This window comes from Caldovatus aquaticus (assembly GCF_019458025.1).
Lineage (GTDB): Bacteria > Pseudomonadota > Alphaproteobacteria > Acetobacterales > Acetobacteraceae > Caldovatus > Caldovatus aquaticus.
Map to the genome: position 1 here is coordinate 110,604 of NZ_JAHZUY010000002.1, position 23,958 is coordinate 134,561.

The window sequence follows — 23,958 nt, forward strand, 5'->3', positions numbered from 1 at the left end:
CTCCTCAGAACGACAGCCCGCCCTCGCGGGCCGCGTCCGCCAGGGCCTTGACCCGGCCGTGATAGAGGTAGGGACCGCGGTCGAAGACGACCTTGGTGACGCCCGCGGCCAGCGCGCGCTCCGCCACGCGCTTGCCGACGACCGCCGCCGCCGCCTTGTCGGCGCCGGTGCGGAGCTGCTCGCGCAGATCCTTCTCGAGCGTCGAGGCCGCGGCGAGCGTGCGCCCCTGCGCATCGTCGATCACCTGGGCGTAGATGTGCCGGCCCGAGCGGAACACGGAAAGCCGCGGCCGCCCGTGCGACTTGATCTTCAGCGAGTAGCGCAGCCGCCGGCGGCGGCGCTCCTCCAATGCGAGCTTGTCGGTCGCCATTACTTCTTCTTGCCCTCCTTGCGGAGGATCACCTCGTCCGTGTAGCGGATGCCCTTGCCCTTGTAGGGCTCGGGCGGGCGGAAGGCGCGGATCTCCGCCGCCACCTGGCCGACGCGCTGCTTGTCCGCGCCCTCCACCCTGATCGCGGTCGGGCGCTCCGTGGTGATCCTGATCCCCTCCGGGATCGGATAGCGGATCTCGTGGCTGTAGCCGAGGTTCAGCACCAGCTCCTTGCCCTGCACCGCGGCGCGGTAGCCGGTGCCGGTGATCTCCATGGACTTGGCGAAGCCGGTGGAGACGCCCGTCACCATGCCCTGGATCAGCGAGCGCGTGGTGCCCCACATGGTGCGGCAGCGGCGGTCGTCCCGGCGCGGCTTCACCGCCACCTGGCCGTTGCCGATCTCGACCTCCACCTCGTCCGTCAGGTCGAGCTTGAGCTCGCCGTTCCTGCCCTTGGCCACCAGGGTGCGGCCCTGCAGCGCCACCTGGACGCCCGCGGGGATCGCCACCGGGTACTTGCCGACGCGAGACATGTCGCGCGCCTCCGCTCAGAACACGCGGCAGAGGACCTCGCCGCCGACATTGGCGGCGCGGGCCTCGGCGTCGCTCATGACGCCGCGCGGGGTGGAGAGGATGGAGATGCCGAGGCCGTTGTACACCTTCGGCAGCTCCCTGATCTTCGAGTAGACCCGCCGCCCCGGCTTCGAGACCCGGGTGATCTCGCGGATCGCCGGCTCGCCCTCGCTGTACTTCAGCTCGATCTGCAGCTGGCGCACGCCCGGGCGCACCTCCTCCGCGCGCCAGGCGCGGATATAGCCCTCGCGCTTCAGCACCTCGCACACGCTCTCACGCAGCTTGCTGTGCGGCGCCACGCAGTGGCTCTTCCGCGCGCGCTGCGCGTTGCGGATGCGGGTCAGCATGTCGCCGAGGGGATCGGACATGGACATCGCGCGTCGTCCCCTCTTCCTACCAGCTCGCCTTCACCAGACCGGGAAGCTGGCCCCTGGAGCCGAGCTCGCGCAGCATGTTCCGGCAGAGCCGGAACTTGCGGTAATTGCCCCGCGGGCGGCCGGTGATCGCGCAGCGCAGCCGCACGCGGCTCGCCGCCCCGTTGCGCGGAAGCTGGGCGAGCTTGAGCGTCGCCTCGAAGCGCTCCTCGATCGGCAGCGCGCGGTTCATCACCACCGCCTTGAGCGCCGCACGCTTCGCCGCGTGCAGCTTCGCGAGCCGCTCGCGCCTCTTGTTCTTCTCGACTGCCGACTTCTTGGCCATTCGGTCATGATCCTCCGGAACCTGCCGGCCGCCCGCGGGGCCGGCGGTTTTCCAAGCTCAACCGGCGAAAGGAAGGTTGAAGGCCTTGAGCAGGGCCTTCGCCTCCCGGTCCGTCTTCGCCGTGGTGACGAACACGATGTCCATGCCCCGGATCGTGTCCACCTTGTCGTAGTTGATCTCGGGGAAGATGATCTGCTCCTTCAGGCCGAGCGCGAAATTGCCCCGCCCGTCGAAGCCCTTGTTGCCGGGGATGCCGCGGAAGTCGCGCACCCGCGGCAGGGCGATCGTGACGAGCCGGTCGAGGAATTCGTACATCCGCGCCTTGCGCAGCGTGACCTTGCAGCCGATCGCCTGCCCCTTGCGGATCTTGAAGCCCGCGATCGCCTTCTTGGCGAGGGTGCGCACCGGCTTCTGGCCGCTGATCAGCGTCAGGTCCGCCACCGCGGCGTCGAGCTTCTTCGGGTCGCCCGCCGCCTCGCCGACGCCCATGTTGATGACGATCTTCTCGAGCTTCGGCACGGCCATCGGGTTCGTGTAGCCGAACTCCTCGATCAGCCGCTTGCGCACGACCTCGTCGTAGTAGCGACGCAGCCGCGGCGCCTCGGGCGGCGCGGCCTGCGCCTCGGCCGCCGTGGCGACGGCCGCGACCTGCCGCTCGGCGCCGGCCGGCGCCTGCTGCTGCCCGCGCGCCGCCTGCGGCCGCGCGCCGCCGCCCTTGGCGCCGCCCTTCGCCGGGGCGCCGCCCTTGCCCTTCGTCCCGCTCATGCGTCGAGCACCTCACCCGAGGACTTGGCGTAGCGCACCTTCCTCCCGTCCTCCAGGACGCGGAAGCCGACGCGCGTCGGCCGGTCGGACTTCGGATCGATCAGCGCCAGGTTCGAGAGGTGGATCGGCGCCTCCTTCTCGATGATGCCGCCCGGCTGGTTGAGGCCGCGCGGCTTCTGATGGCGCTTCACCATGTTCACGCCCCGCACCAGGGCGCGCTGCTCCTTCGGCATCACGGAGATCACCTCCCCGCGCTTGCCCCTGTCGCGACCGCTGAGCACCTGCACGCGGTCGCCCTTCCGGATCTTCGCCGCCATGGCCCTACAGGACCTCCGGCGCGAGGCTGATGATCTTCATGTACTTCTTCGCCCGCAGCTCGCGCACCACGGGCCCGAAGATGCGGGTGCCGATCGGCTCGCCCTGCTTGTTGATCAGCACGGCAGCGTTGCTGTCGAAGCGGATCGCCGTGCCGTCGCCGCGCCGCACCGGATAGGCGGTGCGGACGATGACGGCGCGGTGCACCTCGCCCTTCTTCACCTTGGCGCGCGGGATCGCCTCCTTGACGGAGACCACGATCACGTCGCCCACGCTCGCGGTCTTGCGCTTCGAGCCGCCGAGCACCTTGATGCACTGCACGCGCCGCGCGCCGGAATTGTCGGCGACGTCGAGATTGGTTTCGACGCTGATCACCGCCGCGTTCTCCTCACGCCTGCGCCGCCGCGGCGCCGCCGCCCGCCGGCGGCGCGCCGAGCGGCTTGCCCTTCACGAGGGCGGGCCGCTCCACCGGCTGGCCGTTGCGGCCGACCACCAGCCAGGTCTTGCGCCGGCTGATCGGGCGACACTCCTCGATCTGCACGAGGTCGCCTTCCTTGCAGACGTTGCCCTCGTCGTGCGCCGCGTACTTCTTCGAGCGCTTGATGAATTTCTTGTAGAGCGGGTGCATGACGCGACGCTCGACAAGCACCGTGACGGTCTTGTCCATCTTGTCGCTGACCACCCGGCCCGTGAGGACTCGCCTCGGCATCGCCGCCGGTCTCCTCTCAGCCATGCCTGCCAGCGGACGCCGCCTCGGCGCGGCGCCGCTCGTTCATCACCGTCTTCACCCGCGCGATGTCGCGCCGCACCTGTCGGATGCGGCTGACCGCCTCCAGCTGGCCGGTGGCGCGCTGGAAGCGCAGGTTGAACTGCTCCTTGCGCAGATCAAGCAGCAGCGCCTTCAGCTCGTCGGGCGTCTTCGCCCGCACCTCGCCGATCTTCATCGCCTCAGGCCTCCGCCCCCGCGCCGAGGCGCGTGACGATCTTGGTCTTGATCGGCAGCTTCGCCGCGCCGAGCGCCAGCGCCTCGCGCGCCGTCTCCTCGGGAATGCCGTCCACCTCGAACATGATGCGTCCCGGCTTGACCCGGCAGATCCAGTATTCCGGCGAGCCCTTGCCCGAGCCCATGCGGACCTCGGCCGGCTTGGTGGTGACCGGCACGTCGGGGAAGACGCGGATCCAGACGCGGCCGGCGCGCTTCATCGCGCGCGTGATCGCGCGCCGCGCCGCCTCGATCTGGCGTGCCGTCACCCGCTCGGGCTCCAGCGCCTTCAGGCCGTAGGCGCCGAAGTTGAGCGTGAAGCCGCCCTTGGCGAGGCCGTGGATGCGGCCCTTGTGGGCCTTGCGGAACTTCGTGCGCTTGGGCTGCAGCATCGTTCTTCACATCACCGCTGCGGCGCCTGCTCCGCGGCGCGCTTGTCCTGCGCCATCGGGTCGTGCGCCATGATCTCGCCCTTGAACACCCACACCTTCACGCCGCAGGTGCCGTAGGTGGTCTTGGCCGTCGCCTGGCCGTAGTCGATGTCCGCGCGCAGCGTGTGCAGCGGCACGCGTCCCTCACGATACCACTCCATGCGCGCGATCTCGGCCCCGCCGAGGCGGCCGGAGCAGTTGATCCGGATGCCCTGGGCGCCGAGGCGCATGGCCGATTGCACCGCCCGCTTCATCGCCCGGCGGAAGGCCACCCGGCGCTCGAGCTGCTGGGCGATGCTCTCGGCAACGAGCTGCGCGTCGATCTCGGGCTTGCGGATCTCCAGGATGTTCAACGCCACCTCGGCGCCGGCCATCTTCTGCAGGTCCTTGCGCAGGCTTTCGATCGCCTCGCCCTTCTTGCCGATGATCACGCCGGGGCGCGCCGCGTGGATCGTCACCCGCGGCTTCTTCGCCGGGCGCTCGATCACCACGCGCGAGATGCCGGCGCCCTTCAGGCGCTCGCGCAGCATCTCCCGGAGCCTGATGTCCTCGTGCAGCATCTGGGCATAGTCGTCGTCCGCGTACCAGCGGCTGTCCCAGGTGCGGTTGATGCCGAGCCGCAGCCCGATCGGGTTCACCTTCTGGCCCATGCTTACGCGGCCCCCTCCTGCGCGGACGCGGACGCCTGCGGCGCGCGCTCCGCCACCACGATGGTCATGTGGCTGAGCCACTTCTCGATCCGCGCCGCGCGGCCCCGGGCGCGCGCGTGGAAGCGCTTCATCACCACCGAGCGCCCGACCTCGACCCGGCTCACCACCAGCTGGTCCACGTCGAGCTGGTGGTTGTTCTCGGCGTTCGCGATCGCGCTCTCGAGCGTCTTCTTCACCTGGCGCGCGATCGGGCGCTTGGAGAAGGTGAGGCGCGCAAGCGCCTCCTGCGCCTTCTGCCCGCGGATCAGGCCGGCGACGAGGGCGAGCTTGCGCGGGCTGACGCGGATGTTGCGCGCGACCGCCTGCGCCTCCGTCTCGGACAGCCTGCGCGGCATCTTCGGCTTGCTCATGGCGTGCTGCTCAGCCCCGCTTCGCCTTCCGGTCGGCCGCGTGGCCGGTGAAGGTCCGGGTCGGCGAGAACTCGCCGAACTTGTGGCCGACCATGTTCTCCGTCACCTGCACCGGGATGAACTTCTTGCCGTTGTACACCCCGAAGGTGAGTCCCACGAATTGCGGCAGGATCGTCGAGCGGCGCGACCAGATCTTGATGATCTCGTTGCGCCCGGACTCGCGGGCCTTCTCCGCCTTTGCCAGCAGGTAGCCGTCCACGAACGGCCCCTTCCATACGCTGCGCGAACCCATCCTCGCCTCAGCCCTTCGTCGCGTGGCGGCGCCGGAGGATCAGCCGGTCCGTCCGCTTGTTGTTGCGCGTCTTCTTGCCCTTGGTCGGAATGCCCCACGGCGTCACCGGATGCCGCCCGCCGGAGGTGCGCCCCTCGCCGCCGCCGTGGGGATGGTCGATCGGGTTCATCGAGACGCCGCGGTTGTGCGGACGGAAACCCAGCCACCGCTTGCGCCCGGCCTTGCCGATCTTCTGGTTGCTGTTGTCCGGGTTCGACACCGCGCCGACGGTCGCCATGCACTCGGCGCGCACCATCCGCAGCTCGCCGGACATCAGCTTGATCTGCGCGTAGCCCTGGTCCTTGCCGACCAGCTGCGCGTAGGTCCCCGCGGCGCGCGCGATCTTGCCGCCGGCGCCCGGCTTCATCTCCACGTTATGGATGATGGTGCCGACCGGGATCGCGGCCAGCGGCATGGCGTTGCCCGGCTTGATGTCCACCCGCTCGCCGCTGATCACCTGGTCGCCCGCCTTCAGCCGCTGCGGCGCGAGGATGTAGGAAAGCTCCCCGTCCTCGTAGCGGATCAGCGCGATCCAGGCGCTGCGGTTCGGGTCGTACTCCAGCCGCTCCACCGTCGCAGGCACGCCGAACTTGGCGCGCCGCTTGAAGTCCACCAGGCGGTAGGCGCGCTTGTGGCCGCCGCCGCGGAAGCGCACCGTGATGTGGCCGTGGTGGTTGCGCCCGCCCGTCGAGTGCTTGCCCCTGGTCAGCGCCTTGACGGGCTTGCCCTTCCACAGCTCGGAGCGGTCCACCAGCACCGTGCCGCGCAGGCTCGGCGTGACCGGATTGAACGTCTTCAGTGCCATGGCGTCACGCCAGCCCCGTCGTGAAGTCGATGCTCTGGCCCGGCGCGAGCCGCACCATCGCCTTCTTCCAATCCGAGCGCCGGCCAGGCCGGCCCCGGAACCGCTTCGTCTTGCCCTTCACGGTGAGGGTGTTCACCGCGACGACCGTCACGCCGAACAGCCCCTCAACCGCGGCCTTGATCTCGGGCTTGGTCGCCTCGATCGGCACGCGGAACACGACCTGGTTCTGCTCGCCGAGGCGCGTCGCCTTCTCGGTGATCACCGGCGAGAGGATGGTCTGGTACATCCGCTCGCGCGAGAGCGCCGGACCGCGTCGCGCCGCGCCCTTGCCCTGCTGCTGCGCCGCTTCGCTCACGACAGCCGCTCCTTCAGCGCCTCGACGCCCGCACGGGTCAGCGCCAGAACGTCGTGGTTGAGGATGTCGTACACGTTGGCGCCGACGCTCGGCAGCACGTGCAGGTTCGGCAGGTTGCGCACGCAGCGGCCGAAATGCTCGTCCACCGTCGCGTCCACCACCAGCGCGCTCTTCCACCCGAACGCCTTGACGCGCGCCGCCATCTGCTTCGTCTTGCCGTCCGGCGCGCCGACCGCGGCGTCGAGGACGACGAGCTTGCCCTCCTTCGCCTTGGCGCTGAGCGCGTAGATCAGGCCGAGGCGGCGTACCTTCTTGTTGAGGTCGTAGCCGTGCTCGCGCACCACCGGCCCGTGCACGACGCCGCCCTTGCGGAACTGCGGCGCGCGCAGGCTGCCCTGGCGGGCGCGGCCAGTGCCCTTCTGGCGCCAGGGCTTCTTGGTGGTGCCCTGCACCTCGCCCATGCCCTTGGCCTTGTGCGTGCCGGCCCGGCGCTTGGCGAGCTGCCAGTGCACGACGCGCGCGAGGATGTCGCCCCGCGGCTCCGCCGCGAAGATCTCATCCGGAAGCTCGATCTCCCCCGCCGGGGCGTTGTCGAGCGTGACGACAGGAACCTGCATCGGCGCGTTCGTCCGTCCGTACCTCAGGCCGCCACGGTCGCCGCCGGATAGGGCGCGTCGGCCGGACGCGGCCGCTTCACCGCGTCGCGCACCAGCACGAAGCTGCCCTCCGCGCCGGGCACCGTGCCCTTGACCAGCAACAGCCCCCTCTCGGCATCCACCTGCGCGACCTCGAGGTTCTGCGTGGTCACGCGCTCGGCACCGAGATGGCCGGCCATCTTCTTGTTCTTGAACACCCGCCCCGGATCCTGCCGGTTGCCGGTGGAACCGTGGCTGCGGTGGCTGATCGAGACGCCGTGCGACGCCTCGAGGCCCGCGAAATTCCACCGCTTCATCGCGCCCGCGAAGCCCTTGCCGATGGTCGTGCCGGTCACGTCCACCAGCTGCCCCTTCACGAAATGCGCGGCGGAAAGCCGCGTGCCCGGTTCGAGCAGCGCATCGGCGGCGACGCGGAATTCCACCACCTTGCGCGGCGCCTCGACCCCGGCCTTGGCGTAGTGGCCCTTCAGCGGCTTCGAGACGTTCTTCGGCTTGGCATGGCCGATGCCGAGCTGCACCGCGGTGTAGCCGTCACGCTCGGCCGTGCGGACGGCCACGACGCGCACGTCCTCCACGTGCAGCACCGTGACCGGCACCGTCGAGCCGTCCTCGTTGAACAGCCGGGTCATGCCCAGCTTTCTCGCGATCAGGCCTGTGCGGCCGTTTGTCGCGGCCATGGCAGGTTGCCCCCCCCCGGCGCCCTACAGCTTGATCTCGACATCCACGCCGGCCGCGAGATCGAGCTTCATCAGCGCGTCCACGGTCTGCGGCGTGGGGTCCACGATGTCCAGCAGCCGCCGGTGCGTGCGGATCTCGAACTGCTCGCGGCTCTTCTTGTCGATGTGCGGCGAGCGGTTCACCGTGAACCGCTCGATCTGGGTCGGCAGCGGGATCGGGCCCCGCGTCCGCGCGCCGGTCCGCTTCGCGGTGTTCAGGATCTCCCGCGCGCTGGAATCCAGCACGCGGTAGTCGAACGCCTTGAGGCGGATGCGGATGCTCTGGCTGTCCATGCCGAAAGACCCGTCTCCCCCAGCCGCGCTCACTCGACGATCTTGGCGACGACGCCGGCGCCGACCGTCCGCCCGCCCTCGCGGATGGCGAAGCGCAGGCCCTCGTCCATCGCGATCGGCGCGATCAGCTCGACATCCAGCGTCACGTTGTCGCCCGGCATCACCATCTCCACGCCCTCCGGCAGCTTGACGATGCCGGTGACGTCGGTGGTGCGGAAGTAGAACTGCGGCCGGTAGTTGGTGAAGAACGGCGTGTGCCGCCCGCCCTCCTCCTTCGTCAGCACGTAGGCCTCGGCCTTGAACTTGGTGTGCGGCGTGATCGAGCCGGGCGCCGCCAGCACCTGGCCGCGCTCCACCTCCTCGCGCTTCGTGCCGCGCAGCAGCGCGCCAATGTTGTCGCCCGCCTCGCCCTGGTCGAGCAGCTTGCGGAACATCTCCACGCCGGTCACCACCGTCTTCTGCGTCGGGCGCAGGCCGACGATCTCCACCTCGTCGCCGACCTTGACGACGCCGCGCTCGATGCGCCCCGTCACCACCGTGCCGCGGCCCGAGATCGAGAACACGTCCTCGATCGGCATCAGGAACGGCCGGTCCTTCGGGCGCTCCGGCTGCGGGATGTACTCGTCCACCGCCTCCATCAGCTTCAGGATCGCCTGCTCGCCGATCTCGGGGTTGCGATCCTCGAGCGCGCACAGCGCCGAGCCGCGGATCACCGGGATCTCGTCGCCCGGGAACTGGTAGGACTTCAGCAGCTCGCGCACCTCGAGCTCGACCAGGTCGAGCAGCTCGGGGTCGTCCACCATGTCCACCTTGTTCATGAACACGACCAGCGCCGGCACGCCGACCTGGCGGGCGAGCAGGATGTGCTCGCGGGTCTGCGGCATCGGGCCGTCGGCCGCGCTGACGACCAGGATCGCGCCGTCCATCTGCGCCGCGCCGGTGATCATGTTCTTCACGTAGTCGGCGTGGCCCGGGCAGTCCACGTGCGCGTAGTGGCGCTTCTGCGTCTCGTACTCGACGTGCGCCGTCGAGATCGTGATGCCGCGCGCCTTCTCCTCCGGCGCCTTGTCGATCTGGTCGTAGGCCGTGTAGGTCGCGCCGCCGGTCTTCGCCAGCACCTTCGTGATGGCCGCGGTCAGCGACGTCTTGCCGTGGTCGACGTGACCGATCGTGCCGATGTTGCAGTGCGGCTTGGTGCGCTCGAACTTTGCCTTCGCCATGGTGCGGGTTCCTCGATCGGTCTGTGCCTTACCAGCGATAGTGGCTGAAGGCCTTGTTGGCCTCCGCCATGCGGTGGGTATCCTCGCGCTTCTTGACGGCCGCGCCGCGGTTGTTCGCCGCGTCCATCAGCTCCGCCGAGAGGCGCTCCTCCATCGTGTGCTCGCCGCGCTTGCGCGCGGCCTCGATGATCCAGCGGATCGCCAGCGCCTGCCGGCGCTCCGGCCGGACCTCGACCGGCACCTGGTAGGTGGCGCCGCCGACGCGGCGGGACCGCACCTCCACGGCCGGCTTCACGTTGTCCAGCGCCTCGTGGAACAGGCGCAGCGGGTCGCTGTTCGGCCCGCCGCGGCGCTTCAGCGTGTCGAGCGCGGCATAGACGATGCGCTCGGCGACACTCTTCTTGCCGTCGTACATCAGCACGTTCATGAAACGGCTGAGCACGACGTCGCCGTACTTCGGGTCCGGCAGGACCTCGCGCTTCTCGGCGCGGTGGCGACGCGACATCCCTCAGCGCCTCCTCACTTCGGCCGCTTCGCGCCGTAGAGCGAACGGCGCTGGCGACGCTTGGCGATGCCCTGGGTGTCGAGCACGCCGCGCAGGATGTGGTAGCGCACGCCCGGCAGGTCCTTCACGCGCCCGCCGCGGATCAGCACCACCGAGTGCTCCTGCAGATTGTGCCCCTCGCCCGGGATGTAGCTCACCACCTCGTAGCCGTTGGTCAGGCGCACCTTGGCGACCTTGCGGAGCGCCGAGTTCGGCTTCTTCGGGGTGGTCGTGTAGACGCGCGTGCACACACCGCGCTTCTGCGGGCTGCCCTGCAGCGCCGGCACCTTGTTCCGGCTCGGCTTGCGCTCACGCCCCTTGGCGATGAGCTGGTTGATCGTCGGCATGACGCCCCTTCGTGCCTGCTCTCACGGCCGCGCGAACACCGCACCAAACGGGGAGCGCCCGCAGCGACGGCGCGCCGATCGCGCGCCCCTGCGGGCGTCCATCCCGCCTCCGGCCTCGGCCGCCCCGCCTCGGGCTGGGCAGCGGCGCCGGTGGCGCAGCGTTGTGGACCAAAAGACCTGGAGGGCCGCGGCCGCAACTGGCGCCGAGCCCCGCCAAGGGCGCGCTATCTACGCGCCGGCCAGGGGGGTGTCAACACCTCGTCAGCCCTCCCGCGCCAGGGAACGCGAAGGGCCGGCCCCTCGCGGGACCGGCCCCCACCATGGCCTCGCCTGCGCGCCGGGGCCTATTCGGCCGCCTGGCGGCCCGGCGGCGTGGCGGCACCCGCCTGGCGCTCCGCCGGCCCGGCGAGGGCCGGGGCCGCCGGCGGCAGGCGGCCGCGGTCGCGCTGCGCGGCGATCGCCCGCAGCCGGTTCATCACCGCGCCCGTGCCCGCCGGGATCAACCGCCCGACGATCACGTTCTCCTTGAGCCCCGCAAGGGTGTCCACCTTGCCCGCCACCGCCGCCTCGGTCAGCACCCGCGTCGTCTCCTGGAAGGACGCCGCCGAGATGAAGCTCGTCGTCTGCAGGCTCGCCTTGGTGATGCCCTGCAGCACGGGCTCCGCCCGCGCCGGGCGCTCCTTGGCGGCGATCCGCCGCTCGTTCTCGATCTCGAACTCGATGCGGTCCACCTGCTCGCCGACCAGGTAGGTGGTGTCGCCCGGGTCCACGATCTCCACCTTCTGCAGCATCTGGCGGACGATCACCTCGATGTGCTTGTCGTTGATCTTCACGCCCTGCAGGCGGTAGACGTCCTGGATCTCGTTGACCAGGTAGTTCGCCAGCGCCTCGACGCCGAGCACGCGCAGGATGTCGTGCGGCACGCGCGGCCCGTCCACCAGCGGGTCGCCGGCCTTGACGTAGTCGCCTTCCTGCACGCTGACGTGCTTGCCCTTGGGGATCAGGTACTCGCGCGGCGGCGGCTGCTCGTCCCCGACCGGGTCGGGGACGACCAGGATGCGGCGCTTCGCCTTGTAGTCCTTGCCGAACTCCACGCGCCCGTCGATCTCGCTGATGATCGCGTGATCCTTCGGGCGGCGCGCCTCGAACAGCTCCGCCACGCGCGGCAGGCCGCCCGTGATGTCGCGGGTCTTGGAGCTCTCGCGCGGCAGGCGGGCAAGCACGTCGCCGGCATTCACCCTGGCGCCGTTCTCGACGTTCAGGATCGAGGCCGGCGGCAGGAAGTACTGGGCGGTCTCGGCCGGGCCGCCCTCGCCGCGCAGCAGGATGCGCGGGCGGAGGTTGGCGTTCTTCGCCTTGTCGACCGGCTCGCGCACCACCTTGGAGGAGAGGCCGGTGACCGGGTCGGTCTCCTCGAACAGGGTGACGCCCTCGATCAGGTCGGCGAACTCCACGGTGCCCGAACGCTCGGTGATGATCGGCAGGGTGAACGGGTCCCACTCGGCCAGCTTCTGGCCGCGCGTGACCTGCGCCCCCTCGTCCACGAGCAGGCGGGCGCCGTAGGGCACCCGGAAGCGCGCGCGCTCCTGCCCCGCGGCGTCCACCAGGGAGATCTCGCAGTTCCGGCTCATCACCACCGGCATGCCCTGGCTGTTGACCACGACGTTGCGGTTGGCGATGCGCACCGTGGCGTCCGTCGTCGCCTCGACCGACGACTGCTCGGCGCCGCGCTGCGCCGCGCCGCCGATGTGGAAGGTGCGCATGGTGAGCTGCGTGCCCGGCTCGCCGATGGACTGGGCGGCGATGACGCCCACCGCCTCGCCCACGTTGACCGGCGTGCCGCGCGCGAGGTCGCGCCCATAGCAGAGCGCGCAGACGCCGGTGCGCGAGTCGCAGGTAAGCACGGAGCGGATCTTCACCGACTCGACGCCCGCCCGCTCGATGCGCTCGGCCTCGGCCTCCTCGATCAGCGCGTTGCGGGCGACGATCACCTCCCCCGTCGCCGGGTCGCGCACGTCCTCCTGCGCCGTGCGGCCCAGGATCCGCTCGGAGAGCGAGGACACCACCTCGCCGCCGTCGAGCACCGCGCGCACCGTGAGGCCGCGCTCGGTGCCGCAGTCCTGCTCGACGATAATGCAGTCCTGCGCCACGTCCACCAGGCGCCGCGTAAGGTAGCCGGAGTTCGCGGTCTTCAGCGCCGTGTCGGCGAGGCCCTTGCGCGCGCCGTGCGTGGAGTTGAAGTACTCCAGCACCGTCAGCCCCTCCTTGAAGTTGGAGATGATGGGCTGCTCGATGATCTCGCCCGAGGGCTTCGCCATCAGGCCGCGCATGCCGGCGAGCTGGCGCATCTGCGCCGGCGAGCCGCGGGCGCCGGAGTGCGACATCATCCAGATCGAATTGACCGGCTTGCCGGGCTCCTGCTTGGAGATCTCGCGCATCATCGCCGCCGCGACCTCGTCGGTGCAGCGCGACCAGGCGTCCACCACCTTGTTGTAGCGCTCGCCCGCGGTGATCAGGCCGTCGAGGTACTGCTGCTCGTACTCCTTCACCTCGGCCTTGGTGCGGGCGATCAGCTCCTCCTTCTCGCGCGGGATGACCATGTCGTCCTTGCCGAAGGAGATGCCCGCCCGCGCCGCCTGGGCGAAGCCGAGGCTCATCAGCCGGTCGGCGAAGATCACGGTCTCCTTCTGGCCGCAGTGGCGGTACACCGCGTCGATCACGTCGGAGATGTTCTTCTTCGTCAGCAGGCGGTTGACCAGGCTGAACGGCAGGTTCGGATGCTCGGGCAGCAGGGCGCCGATCATCATGCGGCCCGGCGTCGTCACCACCCGCTCCGTCATCGGCCGGCCGTCCGGGCCGAGCGTGCGGCGGCGGGCGCGGATCTTGGTGTGCAGCGTGATCACCTTCACCGCCAGCGCCTGCTCGATCTCGCCCATGTCGGCGAAGGCCGGCGCGTCCTTGTCCTCGGTCGCCTTGAACTCCGGCGTCTCGAGCGAGAGGTAGTAGAGGCCGAGCACGATGTCCTGGCTCGGAACGATGATCGGCTTGCCGTTCGCCGGGCTGAGGATGTTGTTGGTGGACATCATCAGCACGCGCGCCTCGAGCTGCGCCTCCAGCGACAGCGGCACGTGCACGGCCATCTGGTCGCCGTCGAAGTCGGCGTTGAAGGCGGTGCAGACCAGCGGGTGGAGCTGGATCGCCTTGCCCTCGATCAGCACCGGCTCGAAGGCCTGGATGCCGAGGCGGTGCAGCGTCGGCGCGCGGTTGAGCAGCACCGGGTGCTCGCGGATCACCTCCTCGAGGATGTCCCACACCTCCGGCCGCTCCTTCTCCACCATCCGCTTGGCGGCCTTGATGGTGGTGGCGTGGCCGTACTTCTCGAGCTTGGAGTAGATGAAGGGCTTGAACAGCTCGAGCGCCATCTTCTTCGGCAGGCCGCACTGGTGCAGCTTCAGCTCCGGCCCGACCACGATGACCGACCGGCCCGAGTAGTCCACCCGCTTGCCGAGCAGGTTCTGGCGGAACCGGCCCTGCTTGCCCTTCAGCATGTCGGAGAGCGACTTCAGCGGCCGCTTGTTCGCCCCGGTGATGGCGCGCCCGCGGCGGCCGTTGTCGAACAGCGCGTCAACGGCCTCCTGCAGCATGCGCTTCTCGTTGCGCACGATGATGTCGGGGGCGCGCAGCTCGATCAGCCGCTTCAGGCGGTTGTTGCGGTTGATGACGCGGCGGTAGAGGTCGTTGAGGTCGGAGGTGGCGAAGCGGCCCCCGTCGAGCGGGACCAGCGGCCGCAGCTCGGGCGGGATCACCGGGATGACGTCCATGATCATCCATTCCGGCCGCGCGCCGCTCTCGGCGAAGTTCTCGATCAGCTTCAGGCGCTTGACGAGCTTCTTGCGCTTGGCCTCGGAGGTGGTCTCCTTCAGCTCGGCGCGCAGCTTCGTCGCCTCGGCCCGCACGTCGATCGCGGCGAGCATCTGCTTGATCGCCTCGGCGCCGATGCCGGCGGTGAAGGCGTCCTCGCCGAACTCGTCGAGCTTCGCCTGGTACTGCTCCTCGGTCAGGAGCTGGTGCAGCTTGAGGTCGGTGAGCCCCGGCTCGAGCACCACGTAGTTCTCGAAGTAGAGGATCTTCTCGAGCTCCTTCAGGCTCATGTCCACCATGAGCCCGATCCGGCTCGGCAGCGACTTCAGGAACCAGATGTGCGCCACCGGCGAGGCGAGCTCGATGTGGCCCATGCGCTCGCGCCGCACCTTGGCGAGCGTCACCTCCACGCCGCACTTCTCGCAGATGATGCCGCGGAACTTCATCCGCTTGTACTTGCCGCACAGGCACTCGTAGTCCTTGATCGGGCCGAAGATGCGGGCGCAGAACAGGCCGTCCCGCTCCGGCTTGAAGGTGCGGTAGTTGATGGTCTCGGGCTTCTTGATCTCGCCGTAGGACCAGGAGCGGATCTGCTCCGGGCTCGCGATCGAGATCCTGATCTGGTCGAAGGTCAGGGCCTGCCCGGTCTGGCCCAGGATCTTCATCAGCTCGTTCATGCCGTCCTCTCCGTCCGGCCGGCCGCCCGCCCGCCGCGGGCAGCCGAGAAATCGGGATGCCCGCGCCGCCGGCCGGCTGCGCGCGGCACGGCGGCGCTGGCGGTCATCGCGGCCTCAGGGCGCGCGGGTCTCGAGGTCCACGTTCAGGCCGAGCGACTTCAGCTCCTTGACGAGCACGTTGAAGCTCTCGGGGATGCCGGCCTCGAAGGTGTCCTGGTCGCGCACGATCGCCTCGTAGACCTTGGTGCGGCCGGAGACGTCGTCGGACTTCACCGTCAGCATCTCCTGCAGCGTGTAGGCGGCGCCGTAGGCCTCCAGCGCCCACACCTCCATCTCGCCGAAGCGCTGGCCGCCGAACTGCGCCTTGCCGCCCAGCGGCTGCTGGGTGACGAGGCTGTAGGGGCCGATCGAGCGGGCGTGGATCTTGTCGTCCACCAGGTGGTGCAGCTTCAGCATGTAGATGTAGCCGACCGTCACCTTGCGCTCGAACGGCTCGCCGGTGCGGCCGTCGATCAGCGTGACCTGGCCGGAGGTGTCGAGGCCCGCCTTCTCCAGCATCCGTTCGATGTCGTCCATCCGCGCCCCGTCGAAGACCGGCGTCGCGACGGGGACGCCCCGGCGCAGGTTCTCGGCGAGCTCCACGAGCTGATCGTCGGAGAGCGGGGCGATCTCGCGCGCGAAGGTCTCCTCGCCGTAGATGTCGCGCAGCCGGTCGAGCAGATCCTGCCGCGCCGCGCCGGTGCGGCGATACTCCTCCACCAGCTCCCCGATCTTCCGGCCGAGATTGGCGCAGGCCCAGCCGAGGTGCGTCTCCAGGATCTGGCCGACGTTCATGCGCGAGGGCACGCCGAGCGGGTTCAGCACGATGTCGACCGGCGTCCCGTCCTCGAGGAACGGCATGTCCTCGATCGGCACGACCTTGCTGACCACGCCCTTGTTGCCGTGGCGGCCGGCCATCTTGTCGCCGGGCTGCAGCTTGCGCTTCACCGCGACGAACACCTTGACCATCTTCATCACGCCGGGCGGCAGCTCGTCGCCGCGCTGCAGCTTCTCGACCTTGCTCTCGAAGCGCTTCTGCAGCCGCTCGATCGCGGCGTCGAACTCGCGCTTCAGGGCCTCGATCTCCGCCATCGTCGCGTCGTCGGCGACGCCGATCTGGCGCCAGGTGGCCTTGGCGAACTGGTCCAGCACCTCGTCGGTGATGACCGTGCCCGCCTTGATGCCGCGGAACCCGCCCGAGGCCTTCTTGTTCAGCAGCTTCTCGCGCAGGCGCGAGTAGAAGCTGCGCTCCTGGATCGCCTTCTCGTCGTCGCGGTCCTTCGCCAGCCGCTCGATCTCGGCCCGCTCGATCGCCAGCGCGCGCTCGTCCTTCTCCACGCCGCGACGGCTGAACACGCGCACGTCCACCACCGTGCCGGAGACGCCCGGCGGCAGCCGAAGCGAGGTGTCGCGCACGTCGGACGCCTTCTCGCCGAAGATGGCGCGGAGCAGCTTCTCCTCCGGCGTCATCGGGCTCTCGCCCTTCGGCGTCACCTTGCCGACCAGGATGTCGCCGGGGTTCACCTCGGCGCCGATGTAGACGATGCCCGCCTCGTCGAGGTTGCGCAGCGCCTCCTCGCCGACGTTCGGGATGTCGCGGGTGATCTCCTCCTGGCCCAGCTTGGTGTCGCGGGCCATCACCTCGAACTCCTCGATGTGGATCGAGGTGAAGACGTCGTCCCGCGCGATCCGCTCCGAGATCAGGATCGAGTCCTCGAAGTTGTAGCCGTTCCACGGCATGAAGGCGCACAGCACGTTGCGCCCGAGCGCGAGCTCGCCGAGCTCGGTCGAGGGGCCGTCGGCGATGATCTCGCCGGCGCGCACGCGGTCGCCCACCTTCACCAGCGGGCGCTGGTTGATGCAGGTGGACTGGTTGCTGCGCTGGAACTTGCGCAGGCGATAGATGTCCACGCCCCGCGTCGTGCCGTCCTCGCCGGTGGCGCGCACCACGATGCGCGCGCCGTCGATGGAATCGACGATGCCGTCGCGCCGCGCGACGATGGTGGCGCCCGAGTCGCGCGCGACCGGCGCCTCCATCCCGGTGCCGACCAGCGGCGCCTCGGTCTGGATCAGCGGCACCGCCTGGCGCTGCATGTTGGAGCCCATCAGCGCCCGGTTGGCGTCGTCGTTCTCCAGGAACGGGATCAGCGCCGCGGCCACGCTCACGAGCTGCTTGGGCGAGACGTCGATCGCCGTCACCTCCTCCGGCTTGACCAGGCGGAAGTCGCCGCCCTGGCGCACCGAGACGAGATCGCCCGCCAGCCGCTCCACGCCGTCCGCCTTCTCGGTCTGCGCGTCGGCCTGGGCGACCACCAGCCGCTCCTCCTCCATGGCGGAGAGGTAGCGCGGCTCGCCGACGATCCTGCCGTCCTTGACCAGGCGGTAGGGCGTCTCGATGAAACCGTACTTGTTCACCCGCGCGTAGGTGGCGAGCGAGTTGATCAGGCCGATGTTCGGCCCCTCCGGCGTCTCGATCGGGCAGATGCGGCCGTAGTGCGTCGGATGCACGTCGCGCACCTCGAAGCCCGCCCGCTCGCGCGTCAGGCCCCCGGGCCCGAGCGCCGAGAGGCGCCGCTTGTGCGTCACCTCCGACAGCGGGTTGGTCTGGTCCATGAACTGGCTGAGCTGCGAGGAGCCGAAGAACTCCCGCACCGCCGCCGCCGCCGGCTTGGCGTTGATCAGGTCGTGCGGCATGACGGTGTCGATGTCCACCGACCCCATGCGCTCCTTGATCGCGCGCTCCATGCGCAGCAGGCCGACGCGGTACTGGTTCTCCATCAGCTCGCCGACCGAGCGCACCCGGCGGTTGCCGAGGTTGTCGATGTCGTCGATCTGCCCGCGCCCGTCCTTGAGGTCCATCAGCACGCGCAGCGTGGCGATGATGTCCTCCTTGCGCAGCGTACGGACCGTGTCCGGCACCTCCTCCATCGAGAAGCCGAGGCGCATGTTCATCTTCACGCGGCCGACCGCGGAGAGGTCGTAGCGCTCCGGGTCGAAGAACAGGCCCTTGAACAGGGCCTCGGCGGTCTCCGGCGTCGGCGGCTCGCCCGGGCGCATCACCCGGTAGATGTCCATCAGCGCCTCGTCGCGGTTGGCGTTCTTGTCCACCGCGAGCGTGTTGCGCATCCAGGGCCCGACGCTCTGGTCGATGGCGAGCGTCGGCAGGCGCTCGACGCCGACCTCCTCGAGCAGGGCGAGCTTGGTCTTGGTCAGCTCCTCGCCGGCCTCGGCCCAGATCTCGCCGGTCTCCATGTCGACCAGGTCCTCGGCCACGTAGCGACCGATCAGGTCGGCCTCGCCGACCAGCACCTCGGTCACGCCGCTCTCGGCGATCTTGCGCGCCATGCGCGGGGTGAGCTTGGTGTCCTTCTCGGCCACCACCTCCCCGGTCCTGGCGTCCACCAGGTTCTCGGCCAGCTTGACGCCGCGGAACGCCTCCGGATCGAAGGGACGCGACCAGCCCTTCGGCCCGCGCGTGAACACCACCTGGCCGTAGAAGCTGTTGAGGATCTCCTCGGCGTCCATGCCGCGGATCTCATGCGGGGCGAGCTCCGCATTCGGCCCCCGCTCCGCGCGCAGCTTCTCGGTGTAGGCCGAATCGAGCGCCATCAGCAGCGTCGTCGCCGGCAGCTTGCGCTTGCGGTCGATGCGGACGTAGCAGATGTCCTTGGCGTCGAACTCGAAGTCGAGCCACGAGCCGCGGTAGGGGATGATGCGGGCGGCGAACAGGTACTTGCCCGAGGAGTGCGTCTTGCCCTTGTCGTGGTCGAAGAACACGCCCGGGCTGCGGTGCATCTGCGAGACGATGACGCGCTCGGTGCCGTTGATGATGAAGGTGCCGTTGTCCGTCATGAGCGGCATGTCGCCCATGTAGACGTCCTGCTCCTTGATGTCGCGGACCGAGCGCGAGCCGGTGTCCTCGTCCACGTCCCACACGATCAGGCGCAGGCGCACCTTGAGCGGCGCGGCGTAGGTCAGGCCGCGCTGCATGCACTCCTCGACGTCGTACTTCGGCTCCTCGAGCTCGTAGTGGATGAACTCGAGCCGGCCGCGGCCGGCGAAGTCGTCGATCGGGAAGACGGACTTGAAGACCTCCTGGAGGCCGGTGTGCGACCTGCTGTCCGGGTTCACGCCCATCTGCAGGAAGGCCTCGTAGGACGCGCGCTGCACGTCGATCAGGTTCGGCATCGGCGCCACCTCGGGCAGCCGGCCGAAGCTCTTGCGGATGCGCTTGCGTCCGGTGAAGGACTTCGTGATAGCGTTCATGCCTGTCCCGCTTCCCTCGTCTCCGGCCTTGGATGCCCCGGGCCGGCCGGGTTCCGCTGCGCGCCACCTCCGCCCCGGGGGCGCTCGCCGCCCCGCCGGCCGGAAGAAACGCAAGCGCGGGCAGGATTCCCGCGGAATCCCGCCCGCTCTCGTGCCATCACATCGGCGAGGCTCCCGCGGCGGCGTCCGCCCGCCTCGCCCGACCGGCCCCGGCAGCGGATGCCCGGAACCGGCTCGCGATATCCGCCGTGCGCGCCCTTCGCGCTACTTGATCTCGACGGTGGCGCCGTTCTCCTCCAGCACCTTGCGGATCTTCTCCGCCTCCTCCTTGCTCACGCCCTCCTTGACCACCTTGGGCGCGCCCTCGACGAGATCCTTCGCCTCCTTCAGGCCGAGGCCCGTGATGGCGCGGATCTCCTTGATCACGTTGATCTTCTTGTCACCGGCCTTGGCGAGGATGACGGTGAACTCCGTCTTCTCCTCTGCCGGCGCCGCGGCCGCCGCACCGGCGCCGCCAGCCGCCGGGGCCGCCGCCACCGCGACCGGCGCCGCGGCGGAGACCCCCCACTTCTCCTCCAGCATCTTGGAAAGCTCGGCGGCTTCCAGGACGGTCAGGCTGGAGAGCTCGTCCACCAGCTTCGCGAGATCGGCCATGTCTGGGTGCTCCTTGATCTAATGGCTTGACTTGGTCTTTGCAACACCCGGTTCCGGCACCGCCCGGAACCGTTCGCGTTCCATGCCGTTCCGGCCCTTCCGCTGCGGCTCAGGCCGCCTGGGCCTCGCCCCCTTCGCCCTTCCGCGCGTAGGCCGAGAGCACCCGGGCGAGCTGCGCCCCCGGGGCCTGCAGCACCGCGGCAAGACGCGTCGCCGGGGTCTGGATCAGGCCAAGGAGCTGCGCCCGCAGCGTCTCGAGGCTCGGCAGCTCGGCCAGCGCCTTCACGCCGTCGGCATCCAGCACCCGCTCGCCGAGGGCCCCGCCCAGGACGACGAAGCGGTCGTTCGCCCGGGCGAAATCCACGCAGATCTTCGCCACCGCCACCGGGTCCCGCGACCAGGCGAGGGCGGTCGGCCCCTTCAGCAGCGGCGCGATCCCGGCGAAGCGGGTGCCGTCGAGGGCACGGACGGCCAGCCGGTTCTTGGCGACCTTGAAGGTCGCCCCGGCCGCCCGCATGCGGCGCCGCAGCTCCGTCGAATCGGCGACCGTCAGCCCGGCGTTGCGGGTGACGACCACCATGGACGCATCGGCGAGCACCGCCTGGAGCCTGGCGACGAATTCGCGCTTCTCCGTACGGTCCACGTCCCGTCTCCAACATGGGCCCGGGCCTGGTGGAGGGGCCCCGGCCGGTTCACACGGGGGCAGCCGGCAGCCCTGCGCCGCCGCCTGCCCGGCTGGCCTGTCTGAGCGGGAAGACCAAGCCAAGCCGTCCCCGGGCCCGTGACCCAAGGGGACGGATCGCCTCGACGCCCCGTCTATCCCCTGCGCGCCGGCCGGCGCATCAAGGCCCCGCAGGGCCACAGGGGGTCTCGGACAGGTTCGGAGCCGACTCCCTCCGGCAGCGGCGCCTGCCGCTTCCGGTCACCGGCCCCTGCCCGCCCGCCGCGGCGGCCGCCGACTCGTCGTCGGCCGGCACCGGCGCGGCGGGCGTATCTCGTTCGTCAGTCGCCTCCGCCGGCCGGCGCGGCCGCCTGGGCCAGCGAGGCCACATCCACCCGCACCCCGGGGCCCATGGTCGAGGTGACCGCCACCTTCTTGACGTAGGCGCCCTTCGCGCCGGGAGGCCGGGCGCGCTGGATCGCCTCGATGAAGGCGCGCGCGTTCTCGACCAGCTTGCGCTCGTCGAAGCTCGCCTTGCCGATGCCGGCGTGGACGATGCCCGCCTTCTCGGCGCGGAATTCGACCTGGCCGGCCTTGGCCGCCTGCACCGCCCCCTTCACGTCCATGGTCACGGTGCCGAGGCGCGGGTTCGGCATCAGCCCGCGCGGCCCGAGGATCTTCCCGAGCCGCCCGACGATGCCCATCATGTCGGGCGTGGCGATGCAGCGGTCGAAGTCGATCTTGCCCTCCTGCACCTGCGCGGCGAGGTCCTCGGCCCCCACCACGTCGGCGCCGGCGGCGCGCGCCTCCTCCGCCTTCGGGCCGCGGGCGAAGACCGCCACGCGCACGGTCTTGCCGGTGCCGTGCGGCAGCCCGACCACGCCGCGCACCATCTGGTCGGCATGGCGCGGATCGATGCCGAGATTCATCGCGATCTCGATGGTCTCGTCGAACTTCGCCTTGGCGTTGGCCTTGGCGATCCGCAGCGCCTCCTCGAGCGGGTAGCTCCGCGTGCGGTCGAAGCTCGCGTAGCAGGCGCGCAGCCGCTTGCCCAGCTTCGCCATGGGCTCAGCCCTCCACCACGGCGAGGCCCATGGAGCGGGCCGAGCCGGCGAGCATGCGCATCGCCGCCTCCTCGTCGTAGCAGTTCATGTCGCGCATCTTGATCTTCGCGATCTCGCGCAGCTGCGACTTCGTCACGCGCCCGATCGGCCCGCCCCGCCCCGGGGTCGAGCTGCCCTTCTCGAGCTTCGCCGCCTTGAGCAGGAAGTAGGTGTTGGGCGGGGTCTTGGTGACGAAGGTGAAGGTGCGGTCGGAATAGGCCGTGATGACGACGGGCGTCGGAGTCCCCGGCTCCATGTTCTGGGTCGCCGCGTTGAACTCCTTGACGAACTGCATGATGTTGAGGCCGCGCTGGCCGAGCGCGGGGCCTACCGGCGGGGACGGGTTCGCCTTCCCGGCCGGAATCTGCAGCTTGATGTAGCCGACGATCTTCTTCGCCATTGTCCGTCCCTGGTGGGGTCAGGGATGCGCGGTGCCGGCGGCCCTGGCGAGGACCTCCCGCGTCCCGAATCGTTGAGAGCGGCGGCGTATAGGGGCGAAGCGGGCGGGAGTAAAGGGGGGATCGTGCGGAGGGGCGCCCTACGCCGCCGCCGGCGCCTCGGTCACGGCCCGCGCCGGCCGGCGCGCCGCCACCACGGCAAGGGCGGGCGCCGCCGCCCCGGCGGGCTGGCCGGCGAACAGGTCCTTCGTCGCCTCGACGATGGCAAGCCCGGCGAAGCGCGGCGGGCAGAGCGCGCGCCCGGCCCGCTCCCACAGGTCCGCGCCGCGCAGCAGCAGGCGGTGCCGGACCGGGGGCAGGAACAGGGCCGCGTCGCGCCGCTCGACGCGGAACAGGTGCCGCGCCAGGAGCCGCCCGAGCTGGCCCGCCGAGTAGGGCTGGCCGTGGCCGAACGGCGTGCTCTCGACATGGGCCCAGAGGCCGCGCCGGTTCGGCACCACCACCAGCAGCCGGCCGTCGTCCTTGAGCACCCGCCAGGCCTCGCGCAGCAGGCGGCGGGCGTTCTCGGCCACCTCCAGGCCGTGGATCAGCAGCACCCGGTCGAAGCTGAGGTCGGGAAAGGGCAGCGCCTCCTCCTCGACCAGGGCAAGGCCCCCGCCGTCGCCCCCCTCCCCCGGCAGCGGGGCCAGGGCGCGGCAGGGGCCGCCCGGGTGGCGCGGCAGGCCGAGCTGGCGCGGCCGCACCGCCACCAGCCGCGTCGCCTGCCCGCGCCAGAGATCGAGATAGGGACCGGCATGGCCGAGGCCGAGCACGGACTGCCCGTGCAGCGCCGGCCAGAGCGCGCCCAGGCGCGCCCGCACCAGCCGGGCGGCGACCTGCCCGGCCGGGGTGGCGTAGAACGCGCCGAGGCCGGCATGGACCTCCCCCGTCATGGCGGGGGATATAGGACGGGCGGGGCCGCGCCGGGATGGGGCGCCCCCGCAGGAGGAGCGAGAGCCATGACGATCACCGTCGCGCCGGTGCCGTGCCTTCAGGACAATTACATCTGGCTCCTCCGCGGCGCGCGCGGCGAGGTGGCGCTCTGCGACCCCGGCGAGGCCGGGCCGGCGATCGCCGCGGTGGAGGAGGCTGGGGGGCGGCTCGACCTGATCCTCCTCACCCATCATCACGGCGACCACGTCGCCGGGGTGGCGGCGGTGAAGCAGCGCTTCCCGGACGCGCGGGTGGTCGGGAACGGGGCGGACGCCCATCGCCTGCCGCCGCTCGACCTCGCCGTCTCGCCGGGGGACACGGTGGGCTTCGGCGGGTCGGCGGCCGCGGTCATCGCCTGTCCCGGCCACACGCGGGGCGGGATCTCCTACCACTTCGCCGCCGGGGCGCTGGTGCTGTGCGGCGACACGCTGTTCTCGCTCGGCTGCGGCCGGCTGATCGAGGGCACGGCGGAGGAGATGTTCCGCAGCCTGCGCGCGCTCGCCGCCCTGCCGCCGGAGACACTGGTCTGCTGCGGCCACGAATACACCGAGAGCAACGCCCGCTTCGCCCTGACCGTCGAGCCCGACAACCCGGCGCTGCGCGCCCGCGCCGAGGAGGCGCGCGCGCAGCGCGCCGCCGGCCGGCCCACCGTGCCGACGACGATCGCCCAGGAGCTCGCCACCAACCCCTTCCTGCGCGCCCCGGACGTGGCAAGCTTCGCGCGCCTCCGCGCGGCGAAGGACAATTTCCGCTAGATCGCGGACCGTCGGGAACGGCCGGGGGCGCGAATCCGCCCGGCCGGCACCGGGCCGGAGCCGCTGCCGCGAGCCCGGCCGAGCGCAAGCGGCGCCCCGCATCCCGCGG

29 protein-coding genes are annotated in these 23,958 nt (G+C 70.6%); 1 reads left to right on the forward strand and 28 read right to left on the reverse strand.

Annotation, left to right across the window (positions count from 1 at the left end; all coding sequences use genetic code 11):
• Window positions 1-4 precede the first annotated feature (4 nt).
• The 28 genes from rplR to K1J50_RS01615 form a co-directional block, all read right to left on the reverse strand.
• The gene (gene rplR, locus K1J50_RS01480) at window positions 5-370 is read right to left on the reverse strand and encodes a 50S ribosomal protein L18 (RefSeq protein ID WP_220115654.1); all 366 of its coding nucleotides are present in this window, start codon (window positions 368-370) and stop codon (window positions 5-7) included.
• Window positions 370-903 (reverse strand): 50S ribosomal protein L6, encoded by a 534-nt coding sequence (gene rplF, locus K1J50_RS01485; RefSeq protein WP_220115655.1) that lies wholly within the window; start codon window positions 901-903, stop codon window positions 370-372. The genes rplR and rplF overlap by 1 nt, the downstream gene beginning before the upstream one ends.
• A gap of 15 nt (window positions 904-918) precedes the next feature.
• Entirely contained in the window at window positions 919-1,317 is a 399-nt protein-coding gene (gene rpsH, locus K1J50_RS01490) for a 30S ribosomal protein S8 (protein ID WP_220115656.1), read from the reverse strand.
• A gap of 19 nt (window positions 1,318-1,336) precedes the next feature.
• A complete protein-coding gene (gene rpsN / locus K1J50_RS01495) occupies window positions 1,337-1,642 on the reverse strand; it encodes a 30S ribosomal protein S14 (RefSeq protein ID WP_220115657.1) in 306 nt (101 codons plus the stop codon).
• 57 nt (window positions 1,643-1,699) lie between these two features.
• Window positions 1,700-2,233: a 50S ribosomal protein L5 gene (gene rplE / locus K1J50_RS01500; RefSeq protein WP_255574819.1), complete on the reverse strand. Its 534-nt coding sequence runs from the start codon at window positions 2,231-2,233 to the stop codon at window positions 1,700-1,702.
• A 170-nt stretch (window positions 2,234-2,403) separates the two neighbouring features.
• Window positions 2,404-2,724, reverse strand: coding sequence for a 50S ribosomal protein L24 (rplX, locus tag K1J50_RS01505; protein ID WP_220115659.1), 321 nt, complete (start codon window positions 2,722-2,724; stop codon window positions 2,404-2,406).
• Between the two features lie 4 nt (window positions 2,725-2,728).
• Window positions 2,729-3,097, reverse strand: a complete 369-nt coding sequence (rplN, locus tag K1J50_RS01510) for a 50S ribosomal protein L14 (RefSeq protein ID WP_220115660.1) — start codon at window positions 3,095-3,097, stop codon at window positions 2,729-2,731.
• Window positions 3,098-3,110: 13 nt separating this feature from the next.
• Window positions 3,111-3,431: a 30S ribosomal protein S17 gene (gene rpsQ, locus K1J50_RS01515; RefSeq protein ID WP_220115661.1), complete on the reverse strand. Its 321-nt coding sequence runs from the start codon at window positions 3,429-3,431 to the stop codon at window positions 3,111-3,113.
• A 16-nt stretch (window positions 3,432-3,447) separates the two neighbouring features.
• The gene (gene rpmC, locus K1J50_RS01520) at window positions 3,448-3,666 is read right to left on the reverse strand and encodes a 50S ribosomal protein L29 (protein ID WP_220115662.1); all 219 of its coding nucleotides are present in this window, start codon (window positions 3,664-3,666) and stop codon (window positions 3,448-3,450) included.
• A gap of 4 nt (window positions 3,667-3,670) precedes the next feature.
• Window positions 3,671-4,096: a 50S ribosomal protein L16 gene (rplP, locus tag K1J50_RS01525; RefSeq protein ID WP_220115663.1), complete on the reverse strand. Its 426-nt coding sequence runs from the start codon at window positions 4,094-4,096 to the stop codon at window positions 3,671-3,673.
• Window positions 4,097-4,107: 11 nt separating this feature from the next.
• Window positions 4,108-4,785 (reverse strand): 30S ribosomal protein S3, encoded by a 678-nt coding sequence (rpsC, locus tag K1J50_RS01530; protein WP_220115664.1) that lies wholly within the window; start codon window positions 4,783-4,785, stop codon window positions 4,108-4,110.
• A gap of 2 nt (window positions 4,786-4,787) precedes the next feature.
• Window positions 4,788-5,195: a 50S ribosomal protein L22 gene (rplV, locus tag K1J50_RS01535; RefSeq protein WP_220115665.1), complete on the reverse strand. Its 408-nt coding sequence runs from the start codon at window positions 5,193-5,195 to the stop codon at window positions 4,788-4,790.
• A gap of 10 nt (window positions 5,196-5,205) precedes the next feature.
• Window positions 5,206-5,487: a 30S ribosomal protein S19 gene (gene rpsS, locus K1J50_RS01540; protein WP_220115666.1), complete on the reverse strand. Its 282-nt coding sequence runs from the start codon at window positions 5,485-5,487 to the stop codon at window positions 5,206-5,208.
• Window positions 5,488-5,494: 7 nt separating this feature from the next.
• A complete protein-coding gene (gene rplB, locus K1J50_RS01545; protein WP_220115667.1) occupies window positions 5,495-6,331 on the reverse strand; it encodes a 50S ribosomal protein L2 in 837 nt (278 codons plus the stop codon).
• 4 nt (window positions 6,332-6,335) lie between these two features.
• Entirely contained in the window at window positions 6,336-6,617 is a 282-nt protein-coding gene (locus K1J50_RS01550; RefSeq protein WP_220115738.1) for a 50S ribosomal protein L23, read from the reverse strand.
• Window positions 6,618-6,682: 65 nt separating this feature from the next.
• Window positions 6,683-7,303: a 50S ribosomal protein L4 gene (gene rplD / locus K1J50_RS01555; protein WP_220115668.1), complete on the reverse strand. Its 621-nt coding sequence runs from the start codon at window positions 7,301-7,303 to the stop codon at window positions 6,683-6,685.
• A 23-nt stretch (window positions 7,304-7,326) separates the two neighbouring features.
• Complete coding sequence (rplC, locus tag K1J50_RS01560; protein ID WP_220115669.1) at window positions 7,327-8,019, reverse strand: 50S ribosomal protein L3; 693 nt, start codon at window positions 8,017-8,019, stop codon at window positions 7,327-7,329.
• Window positions 8,020-8,043: 24 nt separating this feature from the next.
• Window positions 8,044-8,352, reverse strand: a complete 309-nt coding sequence (gene rpsJ, locus K1J50_RS01565; protein ID WP_220115670.1) for a 30S ribosomal protein S10 — start codon at window positions 8,350-8,352, stop codon at window positions 8,044-8,046.
• Window positions 8,353-8,381: 29 nt separating this feature from the next.
• On the reverse strand, window positions 8,382-9,572 hold the full coding sequence (gene tuf / locus K1J50_RS01570) for an elongation factor Tu (protein ID WP_220115671.1): 1,191 nt from the start codon (window positions 9,570-9,572) through the stop codon (window positions 8,382-8,384).
• 28 nt (window positions 9,573-9,600) lie between these two features.
• The gene (gene rpsG / locus K1J50_RS01575) at window positions 9,601-10,077 is read right to left on the reverse strand and encodes a 30S ribosomal protein S7 (protein WP_220115672.1); all 477 of its coding nucleotides are present in this window, start codon (window positions 10,075-10,077) and stop codon (window positions 9,601-9,603) included.
• Between the two features lie 14 nt (window positions 10,078-10,091).
• A complete protein-coding gene (gene rpsL, locus K1J50_RS01580; RefSeq protein ID WP_188901519.1) occupies window positions 10,092-10,463 on the reverse strand; it encodes a 30S ribosomal protein S12 in 372 nt (123 codons plus the stop codon).
• A 344-nt stretch (window positions 10,464-10,807) separates the two neighbouring features.
• Entirely contained in the window at window positions 10,808-15,001 is a 4,194-nt protein-coding gene (gene rpoC, locus K1J50_RS01585; protein WP_220115673.1) for a DNA-directed RNA polymerase subunit beta', read from the reverse strand.
• 114 nt (window positions 15,002-15,115) lie between these two features.
• Complete coding sequence (gene rpoB / locus K1J50_RS01590; protein WP_220115674.1) at window positions 15,116-19,306, reverse strand: DNA-directed RNA polymerase subunit beta; 4,191 nt, start codon at window positions 19,304-19,306, stop codon at window positions 15,116-15,118.
• A 264-nt stretch (window positions 19,307-19,570) separates the two neighbouring features.
• Window positions 19,571-19,960, reverse strand: coding sequence for a 50S ribosomal protein L7/L12 (rplL, locus tag K1J50_RS01595; RefSeq protein WP_220115675.1), 390 nt, complete (start codon window positions 19,958-19,960; stop codon window positions 19,571-19,573).
• Window positions 19,961-20,069: 109 nt separating this feature from the next.
• Window positions 20,070-20,603: a 50S ribosomal protein L10 gene (gene rplJ / locus K1J50_RS01600; RefSeq protein WP_220115676.1), complete on the reverse strand. Its 534-nt coding sequence runs from the start codon at window positions 20,601-20,603 to the stop codon at window positions 20,070-20,072.
• A 359-nt stretch (window positions 20,604-20,962) separates the two neighbouring features.
• The gene (gene rplA, locus K1J50_RS01605; RefSeq protein WP_220115677.1) at window positions 20,963-21,685 is read right to left on the reverse strand and encodes a 50S ribosomal protein L1; all 723 of its coding nucleotides are present in this window, start codon (window positions 21,683-21,685) and stop codon (window positions 20,963-20,965) included.
• A gap of 4 nt (window positions 21,686-21,689) precedes the next feature.
• Entirely contained in the window at window positions 21,690-22,124 is a 435-nt protein-coding gene (gene rplK / locus K1J50_RS01610) for a 50S ribosomal protein L11 (RefSeq protein ID WP_220115678.1), read from the reverse strand.
• Between the two features lie 138 nt (window positions 22,125-22,262).
• Complete coding sequence (locus tag K1J50_RS01615) at window positions 22,263-23,054, reverse strand: class I SAM-dependent methyltransferase (RefSeq protein ID WP_220115679.1); 792 nt, start codon at window positions 23,052-23,054, stop codon at window positions 22,263-22,265.
• 66 nt (window positions 23,055-23,120) lie between these two features.
• On the opposite strand from K1J50_RS01615, the gene gloB reads away from it, so the two are divergent.
• Window positions 23,121-23,849: a hydroxyacylglutathione hydrolase gene (gene gloB / locus K1J50_RS01620; protein WP_220115680.1), complete on the forward strand. Its 729-nt coding sequence runs from the start codon at window positions 23,121-23,123 to the stop codon at window positions 23,847-23,849.
• The last annotated feature ends 109 nt before the right edge of the window (window positions 23,850-23,958 follow it).